The organism is Actinomyces sp. Marseille-P3109, assembly GCF_900323545.1.
In the GTDB taxonomy this organism is placed as follows: Bacteria; Actinomycetota; Actinomycetes; order Actinomycetales; family Actinomycetaceae; genus Actinomyces.
The window spans coordinates 1,440,600-1,454,920 of sequence record NZ_OOHN01000008.1 but is presented as its reverse complement, the minus strand read 5'-3'; the positions used below and the strand labels follow the sequence as shown (position 1 = coordinate 1,454,920).

The 14,321-nt window shown below is 70.3% G+C and carries 14 protein-coding genes and 2 pseudogenes; 13 read left to right on the top strand and 3 right to left on the bottom strand.

What is annotated here, in order from left to right; all coding sequences use genetic code 11:
• Positions 1–68: 68 nt before the first annotated feature.
• Together BQ8008_RS06570 and BQ8008_RS06565 are read right to left on the bottom strand one after the other, a co-directional pair.
• Positions 69–235: pseudogene (locus BQ8008_RS06570) on the bottom strand (response regulator); the annotation flags it as partial.
• Positions 231–517 (bottom strand): annotated as a pseudogene (locus BQ8008_RS06565) (ATP-binding cassette domain-containing protein); the annotation flags it as partial. The pseudogenes BQ8008_RS06570 and BQ8008_RS06565, both read right to left, overlap by 5 nt.
• Before the next feature lie 364 nt (positions 518–881).
• On the opposite strand from BQ8008_RS06565, the gene ffh reads away from it, so the two are divergent.
• A complete protein-coding gene (gene ffh, locus BQ8008_RS06560) occupies positions 882–2,558 on the top strand; it encodes a signal recognition particle protein (protein WP_108833312.1) in 1,677 nt (558 codons plus the stop codon).
• A 68-nt stretch (positions 2,559–2,626) separates the two neighbouring features.
• Here the strand turns inward: ffh and BQ8008_RS06555 are convergent, their stop codons facing one another.
• Entirely contained in the window at positions 2,627–3,028 is a 402-nt protein-coding gene (locus BQ8008_RS06555; RefSeq protein ID WP_108833311.1) for a nuclear transport factor 2 family protein, read from the bottom strand.
• Between the two features lie 496 nt (positions 3,029–3,524).
• Here BQ8008_RS06555 and rpsP point away from each other — a divergent pair, with 496 nt between their 5' ends.
• From rpsP to BQ8008_RS06495, 12 genes are all read left to right on the top strand, one after another.
• On the top strand, positions 3,525–3,989 hold the full coding sequence (gene rpsP, locus BQ8008_RS06550) for a 30S ribosomal protein S16 (protein ID WP_108833310.1): 465 nt from the start codon (positions 3,525–3,527) through the stop codon (positions 3,987–3,989).
• Position 3,990: 1 nt separating this feature from the next.
• Complete coding sequence (locus tag BQ8008_RS06545) at positions 3,991–4,227, top strand: RNA-binding protein (protein ID WP_003786440.1); 237 nt, start codon at positions 3,991–3,993, stop codon at positions 4,225–4,227.
• 295 nt (positions 4,228–4,522) lie between these two features.
• Positions 4,523–5,065: a ribosome maturation factor RimM gene (rimM, locus tag BQ8008_RS06540; RefSeq protein ID WP_108833309.1), complete on the top strand. Its 543-nt coding sequence runs from the start codon at positions 4,523–4,525 to the stop codon at positions 5,063–5,065.
• Positions 5,062–6,483 carry a tRNA (guanosine(37)-N1)-methyltransferase TrmD gene (gene trmD / locus BQ8008_RS06535; RefSeq protein ID WP_108833308.1) on the top strand — a complete coding sequence of 474 codons (1,422 nt, stop codon included), beginning with the start codon at positions 5,062–5,064 and terminating at the stop codon, positions 6,481–6,483. The genes rimM and trmD overlap by 4 nt, the downstream gene beginning before the upstream one ends.
• Complete coding sequence (gene lepB, locus BQ8008_RS06530) at positions 6,480–7,346, top strand: signal peptidase I (RefSeq protein ID WP_199907949.1); 867 nt, start codon at positions 6,480–6,482, stop codon at positions 7,344–7,346. The genes trmD and lepB (BQ8008_RS06530) overlap by 4 nt, the downstream gene beginning before the upstream one ends.
• A 333-nt stretch (positions 7,347–7,679) precedes the next feature.
• Positions 7,680–8,027: a 50S ribosomal protein L19 gene (gene rplS / locus BQ8008_RS06525; RefSeq protein WP_108833307.1), complete on the top strand. Its 348-nt coding sequence runs from the start codon at positions 7,680–7,682 to the stop codon at positions 8,025–8,027.
• A 112-nt stretch (positions 8,028–8,139) separates the two neighbouring features.
• Positions 8,140–9,486 (top strand): signal peptidase I, encoded by a 1,347-nt coding sequence (lepB, locus tag BQ8008_RS06520; RefSeq protein WP_108833306.1) that lies wholly within the window; start codon positions 8,140–8,142, stop codon positions 9,484–9,486.
• Positions 9,483–10,205, top strand: coding sequence for a ribonuclease HII (locus BQ8008_RS06515; protein ID WP_108833305.1), 723 nt, complete (start codon positions 9,483–9,485; stop codon positions 10,203–10,205). Before lepB (BQ8008_RS06520) ends, BQ8008_RS06515 begins: the two co-directional genes overlap by 4 nt.
• Positions 10,206–10,299: 94 nt before the next feature.
• Complete coding sequence (locus tag BQ8008_RS06510; RefSeq protein WP_009232177.1) at positions 10,300–10,608, top strand: DUF2469 domain-containing protein; 309 nt, start codon at positions 10,300–10,302, stop codon at positions 10,606–10,608.
• Positions 10,609–10,815: 207 nt separating this feature from the next.
• Positions 10,816–11,337, top strand: a complete 522-nt coding sequence (locus BQ8008_RS06505; protein ID WP_234415265.1) for a YraN family protein — start codon at positions 10,816–10,818, stop codon at positions 11,335–11,337.
• Complete coding sequence (locus tag BQ8008_RS06500; RefSeq protein ID WP_108833304.1) at positions 11,328–12,893, top strand: YifB family Mg chelatase-like AAA ATPase; 1,566 nt, start codon at positions 11,328–11,330, stop codon at positions 12,891–12,893. Before BQ8008_RS06505 ends, BQ8008_RS06500 begins: the two co-directional genes overlap by 10 nt.
• A complete protein-coding gene (locus BQ8008_RS06495; RefSeq protein WP_108833303.1) occupies positions 12,890–14,281 on the top strand; it encodes a DNA-processing protein DprA in 1,392 nt (463 codons plus the stop codon). The genes BQ8008_RS06500 and BQ8008_RS06495 overlap by 4 nt, the downstream gene beginning before the upstream one ends.
• Positions 14,282–14,321 lie beyond the last annotated feature (40 nt).

The window sequence follows — 14,321 nt, the reverse complement described above, 5'->3', positions numbered from 1 at the left end:
CCTGCCCGTCTCTGCGCAAGGCCTCCGGCTACCGGTCCTCTTCCCGTACCGGTAGCCGGAGGCCTTGCGGCCGGAGCATCCTTGACGACGAAGCCGTGGCCCCGGACTGGACGGCGCGCCGCAGGAATCCGGGACGCCCGAAGGTGGTGACGATGAGGACCCTCGTGGCCGGCAGCGGCTCCAGGAGCCTCGCGGTCGCGCTCAGCCCGTCAGTGCCGGGCATGTCAACGTCCATGGTCGACCGCCTGGCGTGGGCTCATCCCGAAGACGCTCGCATTGCCGCTGGTGGGGCTGCTGAGCCCCAGGATCATGTGATCGTCGTCGTCTTGCCCGCGCCGTTAGGGCCCAGGAGGGCGACGACCTCTCCGGGGCGGATGGTCAGGTCGGTGCCGTCAACGGCGGTGACGGCACCGAAGGACTTGTGCAGATCGGTCAGGCTGATGGCGTCGACGCGATCCGTTTGGGGAACCACCTGGAGTGAGGACTCCGGGGCGGGCCGAGGTGTTGTTGTGCTCATGGCTCAAGACTCGTGCTGCAGCGGCGGTGGCCCATGGCCCATTGGTCACCACATGCTCATGACATTTCTCAGGGGTGAGCAGGCAGTGGAATGACCGCATCGTGGCGGGGCAAAGCCGGATTGTTCCATGTGAGAGGAGATACCGGGCGAAGAAGGCGGAAGTGGCGGAGCCGGCCAGTAGCGGGCGGTCGGTGAGTGTGGGCTCAGTCCCGGTCCGGGCGCGGGGGAGAGGGCGGGCCCCGCTTGCCGCTATCCTGGGTCGCAGTCAGGGGAATCATCATGGCTCTCGGCCATGGACGTTTCTCCCTCATCCGCCCACAGTCTCCCGACCAACGCGCCCGACGGCGCCAGGAAGGACCATCGCGTGTTCGGCAACCTCTCCGATCGCATCACCGCCTCCTTCAACCAGCTGCGCGGCAAAGGTCGTCTCACCGAGGCCGACGTCAACGCCACGGTCACCGAGATCCGCCGTGCCCTCCTGGAGGCCGACGTCGCCCTGCCCGTGGTGCGCGCCTTCACCTCAGCGGTGCGCGAGAAGGCGGTCGATGCCGCCCGTTCCCAGGCCCTCAACCCGGGCCAGCAGGTCGTCAAGATCGTCAACGAGGAGCTCATCGAGGTCCTGGGCGGTGAGACCCGGGAGATCAACTGGGCCGACCGCGGCCCCACAATCATCATGCTCGCCGGCCTCCAGGGCGCCGGTAAGACCACCCTGGCCGGAAAGCTCGGCCGCTGGCTGCGCGACCAGGGCAAGCGCGTCCTGCTGGTGGCCTCCGACCTCCAGCGCCCCAACGCCGTCACCCAGCTGAGCGTCGTCGCCGAGCGCGCCGGGGTGCACGTGTGGGCGCCCGAGCCCGGTAATGGCGTGGGCGACCCGGTAGCCGTGGCCCGCTCCGGCGTCGAGCAGGCGCGCGCCAACGGCTACGACGTCGTCGTCGTGGACACCGCCGGCCGCCTCGGTGTGGACGCCGAGATGATGGACCAGGCGATCCGCATCCGCGACGCGGTCGTCCCCCACGAGATCCTCTTCGTCCTGGACGCCATGGTCGGTCAGGACGCGGTCAACACCTCCGTCGCCTTCCGCGACGGCGTCGGCTTCACCGGCGTGGTCCTCTCCAAGCTCGACGGCGACGCCCGCGGTGGTGCGGCCCTGTCCGTTCGCGGCGTCACCGGCGCTCCGGTCCTGTTCTCCTCCACCGGTGAGGGCCTGACCGACTTCGAGCGCTTCCACGCCGACCGCATGGCCTCGCGCATCCTGGACATGGGTGACCTGCTCACCCTCATCGAGCAGGCCGAGCGGACCCTGGACCGCCAGGAGGCCGAGGACGCCGCCGCCAAGCTCGCCAAGGGCACCTTCACCCTCGACGACTTCCTGGGCCAGCTGCGCCAGATCCGCAGGATGGGCTCCATGAAGAAGCTCTTGGGCATGATGCCCGGCATGGGGCAGATGCGTGAGGCCCTGGAGAACTTCGACGAGCGCGAGGTCGACCGCATCGAGGCGATCGTGTGCTCCATGACCCCGGCCGAGCGCAAGGACCTGTCCATCCTCAACGGCTCGCGCCGCAGCCGCATCGCCAAGGGATCGGGAACCACGGTCCAGGCCGTCAATGAGCTCGTGGACCGCTTCGAGCAGGCCAAGAAGATGATGGAGGCCATGGCCTCCGGCGGAGGCATGGGCGGTCTCGGCGAGGGCGGCCCCATGCCCGGGATGGGGTCGCTGCCCGGCATGGGCAAGCACTCCAAGGCCCGTCAGGCCCCCAAGGCCAAGCGCGGCAAGGGTGGCAAGAAGGGGCGCAGCGGCAATCCCGCCAAGGCCGCCCGCCAGGCCAAGGAGGCCGCGGCCGCCAAGCAGGCCAAGATCGAGGCGGGGCAGAGCGCCGCGCCCGCAGCCGGCTCCTCCTTCGGGCTCGGCGGCGGCCAGGCCGACGCCTCCGGCTACGGGATCATGCCCCAGGCCCAGCAGAGCAAGCAGCCTTCGGGCGACGACGTCGCCGACGCGATGGGCGCCCTGCCCGAGGACCTGCGCCGCCACCTCGGGCTGTAGACGTAACGGCTCGCGGCACCTGGGAGTCGAGCCGCGGATTCGGACATCGTCGGATCGACGGAGGTGGGTCAGTCGTCGGGAGACGGGGCCGTCGCGCCCTCGATGACGGTGCCCTGGTGGAACACCGCCTGCCAGGTCGAGCCCCGGCGACGGTAGAGCGTGGATCTCCGGGTGACACGACTCGGCGTACGTAAGGTATAGAGGACCTGGACGACGTCGTCGGCAAGGATGCGGGACTCAGCCTCCTCGATGTTGTATCCATCGGCGAGGGAGTCCGCATGCCTTCCCTCCAAGCGTCCCAGGACGATCTCCCTGACCTCGCTGCGGCTGTAACGCCGTCCCGAGGCGCCGACCTCGTTGAAGTCCTCCGCGACCTGCTCATCGAAAGAGTCGGTGTCCCAGATCAGTTCCGGGTGGTGGAAGATCGGTTCTCGTCGGATCAGTTCATGCCACTGTGTTGAGCTCTCCATCCCTTACCTCTCGTCGCGACGTCGACGGCTTGGACGTGACTGGGCTTGTAGCCAGCCGTTGGTCTCGGCGGTGCGGGCCGCTGCGGTGCGTCCGCCGGACGGAACGTTAGCGGAGCCTCTCTCGGCGGCGGTGCGGATCGTGGCACCAGGCTCATGCCGGCCGGATCGACGTCGGGCACCGGGATGGCGGCTGCCCCGGGAAGGCAGCCCCATGAAGGTTCTTCATCCATGGCGCCCGGCGTGCGAAGCGGTTGGCCCCTATCGAACCCGCTGGTTGCCTGCCGTCTGTGGGCGATCTCGCACCGGACTATGGGGCCGCGCCTCCGCTCAGGCTGGCGACGTCGTCGGCCCCTCTGGCAGAATGTCCGGCTGTACTCGATCGGACGTCGGTCCCTCTCCCGGCCCCGGTCGCGTCTCGGCTCACGCCGGAAACCGTTGCTTGACCCCACCGGGGACCAGCGCGCGCCAAACGATCCAGAACCAGGAGTTCAACCAAGTGGCAGTCAAGATTCGCCTCAAGCGCATGGGCAAGAAGTTTGCCCCCTTCTACCGGGTCGTCGTCCTCGACTCCCGCAAGAAGCGCGATGGTCGTGTCATCGAGGAGATCGGTGTCTACGACCCGATGCAGGAGCCCTCGCTCATCCGCATCGACTCCGAGCGCGTCCAGTACTGGCTCGGTGTGGGGGCTCAGCCCTCCGACGCTGTCTACAAGCTGATCAAGATCACCGGCGACTATCACCAGTTCAAGGGTCTCAAGGGTGTCGAGAGCACCCTCAAGGTCAAGGACGCCGACGCCGCCACGGTCGCCAAGGAGGCCGCGGTCAAGGCCGCCGCCGACGACGCCGAGAAGCGCAAGGCAGCCGCCGCCAAGGCCAAGGCCGACGAGGAGGCCGCTGCGGCCGCCGAGACTACCGAGGCCGTGGCTGACGAGGCCGCTGAGGCCGCCTCCGAGGAGGCCTGAGATGCTGGCCGACGCCCTCGAGCACCTCGTGCGGGGCATCGTCGACAATCCCGACGACGTCACCGTCACCTCTCGGTCGCTGCGCCGCGGCGACCTGCTGGAGGTGCGGGTCAACCCCGAGGACCTCGGCCGAGTCATCGGCCGCTCGGGTCGTACCGCTCGAGCACTGCGCACGGTGGTAGGGGCACTGGCGGACTCGCCGGTGCGCGTCGACGTCGTCGACACCGACCGCCGCTGAGCACACGGGGTCGCACGACTGACGGTGTCGGTCTCGCCGACTGATACGGGTGCCCGGTTCCCGCCAGGGGGGCCGGGCACTGTCGTGCTCTCAGAGCCATCGCCGCCCCCACCCGGCCGCCACCGACCGGATGCCTTTGACCGGGAGGAAGCCCGGCGGAGGCGGTCAACCTCACGCCACCGGTGCCCGACCTCATCCCCATGGCCGATGGGATCACCAACTGGGGCACGGTAGGTTGGCGTCAGAGAACCAGATCCCTCACTAGCCTTTCCACGTCCCGATTCCAGGAGAACAGGTGCTGCTCACCCTTGCCGTCATCGGTCCCGCCCATGCCCTCAAGGGCGAGGTGCGTCTCGAGATCCGCACCGATGACCCCGAGGGGCGCCTCGCGCCCGGAACCACCGTCCCCACCGAACCGGCGCAGGCCGGCCCTTTGACGGTCAGTCGTCTGCGCTTCGACGGGTCGCGCTGGTTCGCCTCCTTCGAGCAGGCAGGAGACCGTACGGCCGCCGAGGCCCTGCGAGGCGTGAGGCTCCTGGTTGAGACCGACGACGAGGCTCCTGGTGACACCGAGGATGCTGAGGAATCTTGGTACCGGCACGAGCTCGTCGGACTCAGGGCGCTGAGCATCGCCGGCGAGGAGCTGGGAGAGGTCACCGACCTGGAGCCCGGCGTCGCCCAGGACCGCCTGGTCGTCACCACACCCGAGGGTGACGACGTGGCCGTGCCCTTCGTTGCTGAGCTCGTCCCATCCATCGACCCCGAGGCCGGTACCGTGACCCTGGATCCGCCCGGCGGGTTGTTCCCCGGACGCGGCCAGGCGGAGGAGGCCCGGTGAGGATCGACGTCGTCAGCATCTTCCCCGACTACCTCAAGGTCCTGGACCTCTCACTCATCGGGAGAGCCGCCGGCCACGGCACCCTCGACCTGCACGTGCATGACCTTCGTGACCACGCCCACGACCGGCACCGCACCGTCGACGACACCCCCCTGGGAGGTGGAGCCGGCATGGTCATGAAGCCGGACGTGTGGGGCGAGGCCCTCGATGATGTGCTCGCCGTGGACGCCCCCACCGCCGGACGTCAGGTCCTCATCGTCCCCACCCCCTCGGGCGAGGTCTTCACCCAGCGCACTGCCGAGGACCTGGCCGACGCCGACGCGCTGGTCTTCGCCTGCGGCCGCTACGAGGGCATCGACGCGCGCGTGCCCGAGCACTACGCCTCCCGCGGTATCGAGGTGCGAGAGCTGAGCATCGGCGACTACGTCCTCAACGGGGGAGAGGTCGCCGCCATCGTCATGATCGAGGCGATCGCCCGTCTCCTGCCCGGAGTCCTGGGCAACCCCGAGTCGCTGGTCGAGGAGTCCCACGGAGCCGCCGGCCTGTTGGAGTACCCCGTCCACACCCGGCCCACCCGGTGGCGCGGCCTGGAGGTCGACCCCGTCCTGCTGTCCGGTGACCACGCCCGCATCGCCCGCACCAGGAGGGACCAGGCCATCGCCCGCACCGTTCGCCGCCGCCCCGACATGGCTGCGAGCCTGGACCCCACGCGCCTGGACCGCGAGGACCGTGCCACGTTGGCGTCCCTGGGATGGGCGGTCCCGACCGGGGCGGCCCACCCGGTGCCGGTGCGCATCCGGACCGCCACCACCTGCGACGCCGAGGCACTGGCAGACCTGGCGGCCCGCACCTTCCCCGATGCCTGCGAGCAGGTCATCGCCCCCGAGTCCATTGCCCGGCACATCGCCACGAACCTGGTTCCCGACCTGTTCCGCGCCTGGGCCGAGGACGACCGTGTCGACCTCATCGTCGCCGAACTGCTCGCGCCCCAGCCCGTGCAAGAGGCGCCCGGTGGGGCGGAACCGGAAGGCACGCCCACCGGCCCGGACCTGGTCGGCTACGCCGCCGTGCTGCGCGAGGAGCCGGATGCCGCAGGCGAGCCGCCCACCGGGATCGACCCCCGGCCCGCGTGCGTCCGAGCCCGGCACGGGCAGGTTGTCGGAGAGCTGTCCAAGGTCTACGTCGACTCCACGATGAGAGGGTCAGGACTGACCCCCGCGCTCATGAGCGCCGTGACGCGGCAGGCCACCGACCACGGGACGAGCCTGCTCTGGCTCGGCACTCACGTCACCAACAAGCGCGCCCAGAAGGCCTACAAGCGGGCCGGCTTCCGCCAGGCCGGAACCCGCACCTACAACGTCGGGGGCCAGGACGCCCATGACGTCGTCATGATCCGGCGGACAGGAGAAGGCCAATGAGCAGAGCACCCGACCAGAACCTCAAGGACATGACCGACGACATGGCTGATGACACGGACGACACCCGCGGCAACGGCGGCGAGCCGCGCACGAAGAGCTCCGAAGCGGCTGGGCCCGCCTCGCCTGCGGCCCGGGTCGGAGCCCGCCTCAAGCAGTGGGGCATCACCCTGTCCTACCTGGTCATCGCCGTGGCGATCATCGCACTCATCCGCACCTTCGTCATCCAGAGCTTCACCATCCCCTCCGGGTCGATGGAGGACACCCTCACCGAGGGAGACCGTGTCACTGTGACGATGTACGACTCCCACGACATCGAGCGGGGCGACGTCGTCGTCTTCACCGATCCCGACCACTGGCTGACGACCCAGGAGCCCGCAGGCCTGCAGGGCGCCTTCCAGGACTTCCTGGTCGCGATCCACATCTTCCCCCAGGACGCTGGACACCATCTCATCAAACGTGTCATTGGGATGCCCGGCGACCACGTCGTCGCCGACGGGAACGGTTCCCTGAGCGTCAACGGCTTCGAGATCCACGAGGACTACCTCAAGCCCGGCCGGTCGGCCTCCGACGTCGCCTTCGACATCACCGTGCCCGAGGGCTACGTCTGGGTCATGGGGGACAATCGCGCCAACTCCTCGGACTCCCGGTACCACCAGAACGACGCCCACCACGGCTTCGTCCCCGTGGGCAACGTCGTCGGCGTCGCCAAGAACGTCGTGTGGCCCTACTCCCACTGGTCCGGCCTGACCGACGGGCGCCAGGTCTTCTCCCAGGTTCCCGATCCGACATCCATCCCGACAGCTCTCCCCGCCGAACCCGCTGAGCCCGTGCCGTCTCGCACCCTGGCCGGCTCCGGCAGCTGACGAGCCCGTCCTCCCGGCGGCCCTCGAGCAACCGGTGCGACATCCCGCAGCACGACGTGCCGGCGGGCGCCGAGCCACTGCTGACACATGCGTCCGGGATGCCCGCTGGGACGCGCAAAAGGCGTGAACTCAGGCACGTAGACGCCGGCGCGCTCGTCCATGGGTGCGAGCCTGTGGCAGACTGAGCGGGCACTTGGGTCCTGCGGCTCCTCTGCCACTGGGGAGGCCGTCGCCTCGAGGGAACCCAGGGGCGTCCACCTCCGGCGCTGCCCCCGACGGCGCGGCGCCGCCGAACCAGCACTCCTGACCAGTGGCACGGGTGTGGAGAGAAACATGAACCTGATCGACGAGATCAACGCCGCATCACTGCGCGACGACATCCCCTCCTTCCGTCCCGGGGACACCCTCAAGGTCCACGTCAAGGTGGTCGAGGGATCCCGTACCCGCGTCCAGGTCTTCCAGGGCGTTGTCATTGCGCGCCAGGGTGGCGGCATCTCGGAGACCTTCACCATCCGCAAGGTCTCCTTCGGTGTCGGCGTCGAGCGCACCTTCCCCGTCCACACGCCCTCCATCGAGAAGATCGAGGTCGTCACCCGGGGTCAGGTGCGTCGTGCCAAGCTCTACTACCTGCGCAACCTGCGCGGTAAGGCCGCCAAGATCAAGGAGCGTCGCGAGGACTGAGCGTCCGCACTCTGAAGACGGCGCCCGGAGCCTGACGGGCTCCGGGCGCTCGTCATCTCTCGCCGTGCAGCGGCGGACCCACGTACATCGACCTAAGGGGGAAGGGGACACGGTGAGACCGCCGCAGGACGAGGCCGATGACGTCGGACTGGACCTGAAGCAGGCCGCACCTTCACAGATCGGCCGGGCCTCCAGATCCGCCGTCACCCCTGCATGCAGCTCTCCCTCCGCAGACTCCCCTCAGGAGACCGACGAGCCGTCTGAGCCGGCAGCCGGGCCCTCGAACGTGATCCTGGGCGACGACAGCGATGAGTGGGACTACGACCCATTCATCGACCCTGATGCCGACCCCGAGCCCGACGACGAGCCCGTGGACCTGCCCCCCTCCATCCAGCCTCGTCGGCACGTCGCGCCCGCCATCCCTCCACCGGAGACCCGCTCCCTGGGCCAGAGGCTGACGAGGCTCCTGCTCGTCCTGGCGGTCGTCATCCTGGTTCCGGCCCTTCTGAAGACCTTCGTCGTCCAGATCTACGAGATCCCCTCGGGGTCCATGGAGCGCACCCTGAGCGACGGGGACAAGGTCGCGGTCACGATGTTCGACTCCGATGACATCGACCGCGGTGACGTCGTCGTCTTCAGCGACCCCGACGACTGGCTCCACGTCCAAGAGACGACGGGTCTGCGCGGCACCCTTCAGAAGGTCTTGGTCTCCGTGCACGTTCTGCCCGAGCACACCGGTCATCACCTTGTCAAACGGGTGATCGGTGTGGGAGGTGACCATGTCGTCTCCGACGGGAAGGGAACGCTGAGCGTCAACGGCGTCGCGATCAAGGAGCCCTACGTCAAGGATGGTCAGTCCCCGTCCCTGACGTCCTTCGACGTCACCGTTCCCCAGGGATACGTCTGGGTCATGGGGGATAACCGCAGCAACTCGGCCGACTCGCGCTACCACCGCGATGACGTCCACGGCGGCTTCGTGCCCCTGACGAACGTCGTCGGGGTGGCCAAGGTGGTCTTCCAGTGGACGAACCTGAGCCGATGGGGGAGTCTGGGCGGCGGGGAGCAGGCCTTCTCCCAGGTTCCTGATCACGACACCCCCGTCCCCTCTCCTGCGTCCGCGTCATCCGGGCCCACGGCGAGCAGGCCGACAGGACCGACGCAGCGGGGCCCCGACCCCGATGACCCCGATGCCCCCGACGATCTCGACGACAAGGACAGCACGTCCCTGGACGGCCCGCGGACCGAGACCGGTGAGGCGACCGACGGCTCCGAGCACACCATGCCCGGCCGGATCGGCCCGGCCCCAGGGGCTGACGGAGAGGACGCGGTGTCAGGGACATCCGGGTCATCCGGGATGTCAGGCCATGGACAATCAGGTGCGGGCGCCGTGGGGGCCGCCGTGCCGGGCTCCTCGGACGGATCCGGCGGCTCGGGAACGGACGCGAGGATGATGTGGTGAGCCTCCGGGTGCGACCCCGCCCCGACCGGTGCCTGGAGAACGAGCTGCTCCGCGGCTGCGACTACGTCGGTGGTCTGGATGAGGTAGGGCGCGGTGCGCTCGCCGGACCGGTCAGCGTAGGGCTGGCAGTGGTAGGCCGCCGTACCGACGACGCCTTCCCCGACGGCCTGGCCGACTCCAAGCAGCTCACGGCCCGTGCGCGCACCGGCCTGATCGAGCCCGTGCGCGACTGGCTGGTGGACTGCGCCGTCGCCCATGCCTCACCGGCAGAGATCGATGAACACGGCATCGTCGGTGCCCTGAGACTGGCCGGCCTGCGCGCCTTGAAACAGGTCAATGCGCGCGGACACGCCCCAGGCGTCATCATCCTCGACGGCGTGGCCGACTGGCTCACCGCTCCACAGCCCGACCTGCTCACCGCACTGGATGACCGGCAGCCTCCGGAACCGGTCCTGGATCCCGCCGCGGGGCCTCCCAGCCCGCCGGTGCGCATGGAGGTCAAGGCCGACGCCCGCTGCGCCGTCGTCGCGGCAGCCAGCGTCCTGGCCAAGGTCGAGCGGGACTCCCTCATGGCCTGCCTGGACGATCCCGGCTACGGGTGGGCCTCGAACAAGGGCTACGCCTCACCGGCCCACATCAAGGCCCTCACCGAACTGGGCGCCAGCAACCAGCACCGACGCAGCTGGCACCTGCCCGGGCTGGATCAGCACGAGGGCTGACGCACCGGGCAACAGCCGGTACCGACCCGGGCAGGCCCCGACTCGCCCCCGCAACCTGCTGGGCCTGGGCGCCGCGGGCAGGCATGATGGCCCGGTGAGCGCAGAAGACCTCGAGTCCTATGAGAACGAGCTGGAGCTCTCGCTGTACCGGGAGTACCGCGACGTCGCCTCCCTGTTCTCCTACGTGGTGGAGACCGAGCGACGGTTCTACCTGGCCAATGCCGTCGACGTCCAGGTGCGCACCAACGGAGGGGAGGTGTTCTTCGAACTCACCCTCGAGGACGCCTGGGTGTGGGACATCTACCGCGCCTCCCGGTTCGTGAAGTCCGTCCACGTCGTCACCTTCAAGGACGTCAACGTCGAGGAGCTCACCAAGCTCGAGATGGACATCCCCTCCTCCTAGAGCCTCCAGAGCGATCTCCTCAGGCTGGGCCTCTCACCTTCTGCAGGCTCCTGTCCCGGAGCGGCGCGGTTGCCCGGGAGCCACAGGTCGTCTCCTGCCAGTGCCCTCCACAGGGCTGATCGGGCCGTGGCGCGGATCAGGTGATTCTGCCTCAGGCTGGTGGCGGAGGTGATCGGCATGGTCGAACAGGTTGCAACAGGGAGCGCGGTGAATCCGCCCTGGTCCGGTGAGGCTGGGCTCACCGGACCCTCCGGGAGCCTGCGCAGTCCAGGGGCCGCCGTAGCCCACCAGTCCCGCCTTCGCACCGGGCGCTACGGGGAGGACCTGGCCGCTGCCTACCTGGAGGACATCGGTTGGCAGATCCTGGAGCGCAACTGGCGTCCGGACCACGGTCTGCGCGGGGAGCTCGACATCATCGCCCTCGACCCCGCCCCCGGCGGTCAGGAGCCGGAGCCCGGCAGCGCCCCCGGTGACGGCGGGAAGCGACGCAGACGACCAGCACTGGTCATCGTCGAGGTCAAGACCCGCAGCTCCCTGCGCCAGGGGCCACCGGCCGCCGCCGTCGACGCCCGCAAGCTGGCCCGGCTGCGCGCCCTGGCGGCCGCCTGGATCAGCACCCACGAGGGCCCGCACGCCGGCCTGCGCCTCGACGTCGTCTCCATCCTCCTGCGCGAGGAACGCCCCGCGCTGCTGCGCCACCACCGGGCGGTGGGGACGTCATGGGGCTAGCGCGCACGCTCGCGGTCACCCTGACTGGGCTGGCCGGACACATCGTCGACGTCGAGGCCCACGCCACCCAGGGCCTGCCCGGATTCACCCTCGTCGGCCTGCCCGACGCCGCCGTGCGCGAGTCGCGTGAGCGCGTCCGGGCCGCTTTGAGCACCTGCGGCGTCACCTGGGGAGAGCAGCGCCTGACCGTCAATCTCTCCCCGGCGGACCTGCGCAAGACCGGCACCGGACTGGACCTGGCGCTCGCGCTGGCCGTCCTGGGCGCTCGCGGTCAGCTCGGACGGTCCGCGGCCGGTCTCCTGGGGCGCACCGTGTACATCGGCGAGCTCGGGCTGGACGGCTCGGTCCACTCGGTGCGCGGCGTCCTGCCCAGCGTCCAGGCCGCGGTCGCCGCCGGGGTTGAGGAGATCGTCGTCGCCCGGGAGGCGTGCGCCGAGGCTGAGCTCGTCCCCGGTGCCCAGGTCACCGCCATCGGCCATATCGGCCAGCTCGTGGACCGCTACGGAGGACGCCTGAGCCCCGCCGTCGCCGCTGCGGTGGAGCAGATCGCCCAGGCCGACGACACCGGCCCGGCCCGCGTTGAGGGCGGCGATCCGCCGGACCTGGCCGACGTCGTCGGACAGGCCGAGGCCAGGCAGGCCCTCGAGGTCGCCGCGGCCGGGGGACATCACCTCATCATGGTGGGGCCGCCGGGGACGGGAAAGACCATGCTCGCCGAGCGTCTGCCCTCGATCCTGCCTCCCCTGGAGCAGCCCGACGCCGTCACCGTCACCTCGATCCACTCCCTGGCCGGCACCTTCAACCCGGCCCACGGGCTCATCACCCGGCCACCGCTGCGCGCACCGCACCACACCGCCACCCGGGCCGCCGTCGTCGGAGGCGGATCCGGCCTGCCGCGCCCCGGGGACGTGTCCCTGGCTCACCGGGGCGTGCTGTTCCTCGACGAGGCCCCCGAGTTCAGTGCCGGTGTCCTGGACTGCCTGCGTCAGCCCCTGGAGTCCGGGACGGTCACCATCGACCGGGTGGGCGGTCGCGCCAGCTACCCGGCCGCCTTCCAGCTCGTCCTGGCCGCCAACCCCTGCCCCTGCGGCAAGGCCGGCGGCCGTGGCCTGGAGTGCACGTGCACCTCCCTGCAACGACGGCGGTACTTCTCGCGCCTGTCCGGGCCGCTGCTGGACCGGGTGGACATCCAGGTCGAGTTGGCCCCCGTCAGTGCCTCCGACCTTGCCCACCCGGCGCGCAGCGAGCCCAGCGCCGTGGTGGCGCAGCGGGTCCTGCGAGCCAGACGCGCCGCGAAGCACCGGCTGGCCGGCACGCCGTGGCGGCTCAATGCCGAGGTGCCCGGCTCCTACCTCAGAGGCCCCGACGGCGGACTGAGCGCGCCGCTCAGCCGCCGGCTCATGAGTGCCCTGGAACGTGGGGACCTCTCCCTGCGCGGGGTGGACCGGGTGCTCAGGGTGGCGTGGACCCTGGCCGACCTCGAGGGCGCCGAGGCCCTCACCCTCACCCACATCGGGACCGCACTGGCCCTGAGAACCTCAGGAGCACGATCATGAGTCCCACCCTGCCCTACGACATCGATGACCCGGCGCTGGTCCGCGCCACCTGGTCGCGCCTGGCGGAGCCGGCCAGTGCTGCGGCCACGATGCTGGTGGATCGGCTTGGACCGAGCGCCGCCTTGAGGTGGCTGCTGGAGGAGGCCATCGACTCCTCGGGGCGTGTGCGCAGCGCCCCGCGCCCGCCCGTGCCGCAGCCTCCACCGGGCGTCTCCAGCACCGGTGGGCTCAGCGTCCACTGGGCGCAGGTCGCTGCGCGATGGGCGCCGCGCCTGGAGGGACTCGACATCCGTCGCGAGCTGGACGTGCTCGACCGCCTCGGTGGGAGCCTCGTCCTCCCCGGAGACATCTGGTGGCCGCCGGGACTCGACGAGCTCGAGCACCCGCCCTTCTGCCTGTGGGTGCGCGGCGACCCGTCGCTGTTGGTCAGTGCCAAGGACCGGGCGGCAGCGAGCTGCAGCAACGGTGGAGCCGTCCCCGAGACCGGTGGGCACAACTCCAATCGGGGCGGCGACGCCGCCGGCGAGTCCGGTCTCAGCGAGATGATCACCAGAGCCCATCACCTGCCCGTGCGTGAGCAGCGAATGCCTGCAGGGCCGGCCAACGGGCTGTGCCTGGCGCTGGTAGGGGCCAGGGCCTCCACCCGGTACGGGGAGGAAATAGCGACCTCCTTGGCCTCGGGGGTGACGGCGAAGGGCGGCCTCATCGTCTCCGGCGGAGCCTTCGGCATCGACGCCTGCGCGCATCGCGGAGCACTGCGCGAAGGCCCCACCGTGTCCGTCTCCGCCGGGGGAGTGGACCGTCTCTACCCGGTCGGCAACACCGGGGTGCTGGAGGCGGTCATCTCCAACGGGGCGCTGGTCGCTGAGGTCCCACCGGGCTGCCAGCCCGGCCGCTACCGGTTCGTCTCCCGCAACCGTGTCATCGCGGCCATATCCGGGGCGACGATCGTGGTCGAGGCGGCCTGGCGCTCAGGAGCCCTGTCCACCGCCCACCGAGCCCTCGATCTGGGCAGACAGGTGGGTGCCGTCCCCGGACCGGTGACCTCCATGTCCTCGGTCGGCTGTCACCGGCTCCTGCGCAAGGGCGCGGTCTGCATCACTGACGCCGACGACGCCCTTGAGCTCCTCACGCCCCTGGGCGCCGTCGACGCCGACGCCGTCAAGGAGCAGAACCCCGAGCTGGCGGGAGACGGTCTCCTGGACGGGCTGGAACCGGACAGTGCCGCCGTCCTGGACGCCATGCCGGCCAGAGCCTCCGCGACCACCGAGGCCATCGTCCGCTCCTCGGGCCTGTCCCAGAAGGAGGCAGTGGCGGCCCTGGGGATCCTGGAGCTGCTGGGCAGGGCGGAGCGCACCGCCGCCGGCTGGCGACGACGCCACCGGTAGCCAGACGTCGTAACGCCCCGGGCGGGGCTCGCCTGGGCGG

Excerpts from the sequence above, each read along its gene's own strand:
- BQ8008_RS06555 (WP_108833311.1), bottom strand. The coding sequence starts at position 3,028 with ATGGAGAGCTCAACACAGTGGCATGAACTGATCCGACGAGAACCGATC.
- BQ8008_RS06545 (WP_003786440.1), top strand. The coding sequence starts at position 3,991 with ATGCTGGCCGACGCCCTCGAGCACCTCGTGCGGGGCATCGTCGACAAT.
- lepB (WP_199907949.1), top strand. The coding sequence starts at position 6,480 with ATGAGCAGAGCACCCGACCAGAACCTCAAGGACATGACCGACGACATG.
- rplS (WP_108833307.1), top strand. The coding sequence starts at position 7,680 with ATGAACCTGATCGACGAGATCAACGCCGCATCACTGCGCGACGACATC.
- BQ8008_RS06500 (WP_108833304.1), top strand. The coding sequence starts at position 11,328 with ATGGGGCTAGCGCGCACGCTCGCGGTCACCCTGACTGGGCTGGCCGGA.
- BQ8008_RS06495 (WP_108833303.1), top strand. The coding sequence starts at position 12,890 with ATGAGTCCCACCCTGCCCTACGACATCGATGACCCGGCGCTGGTCCGC.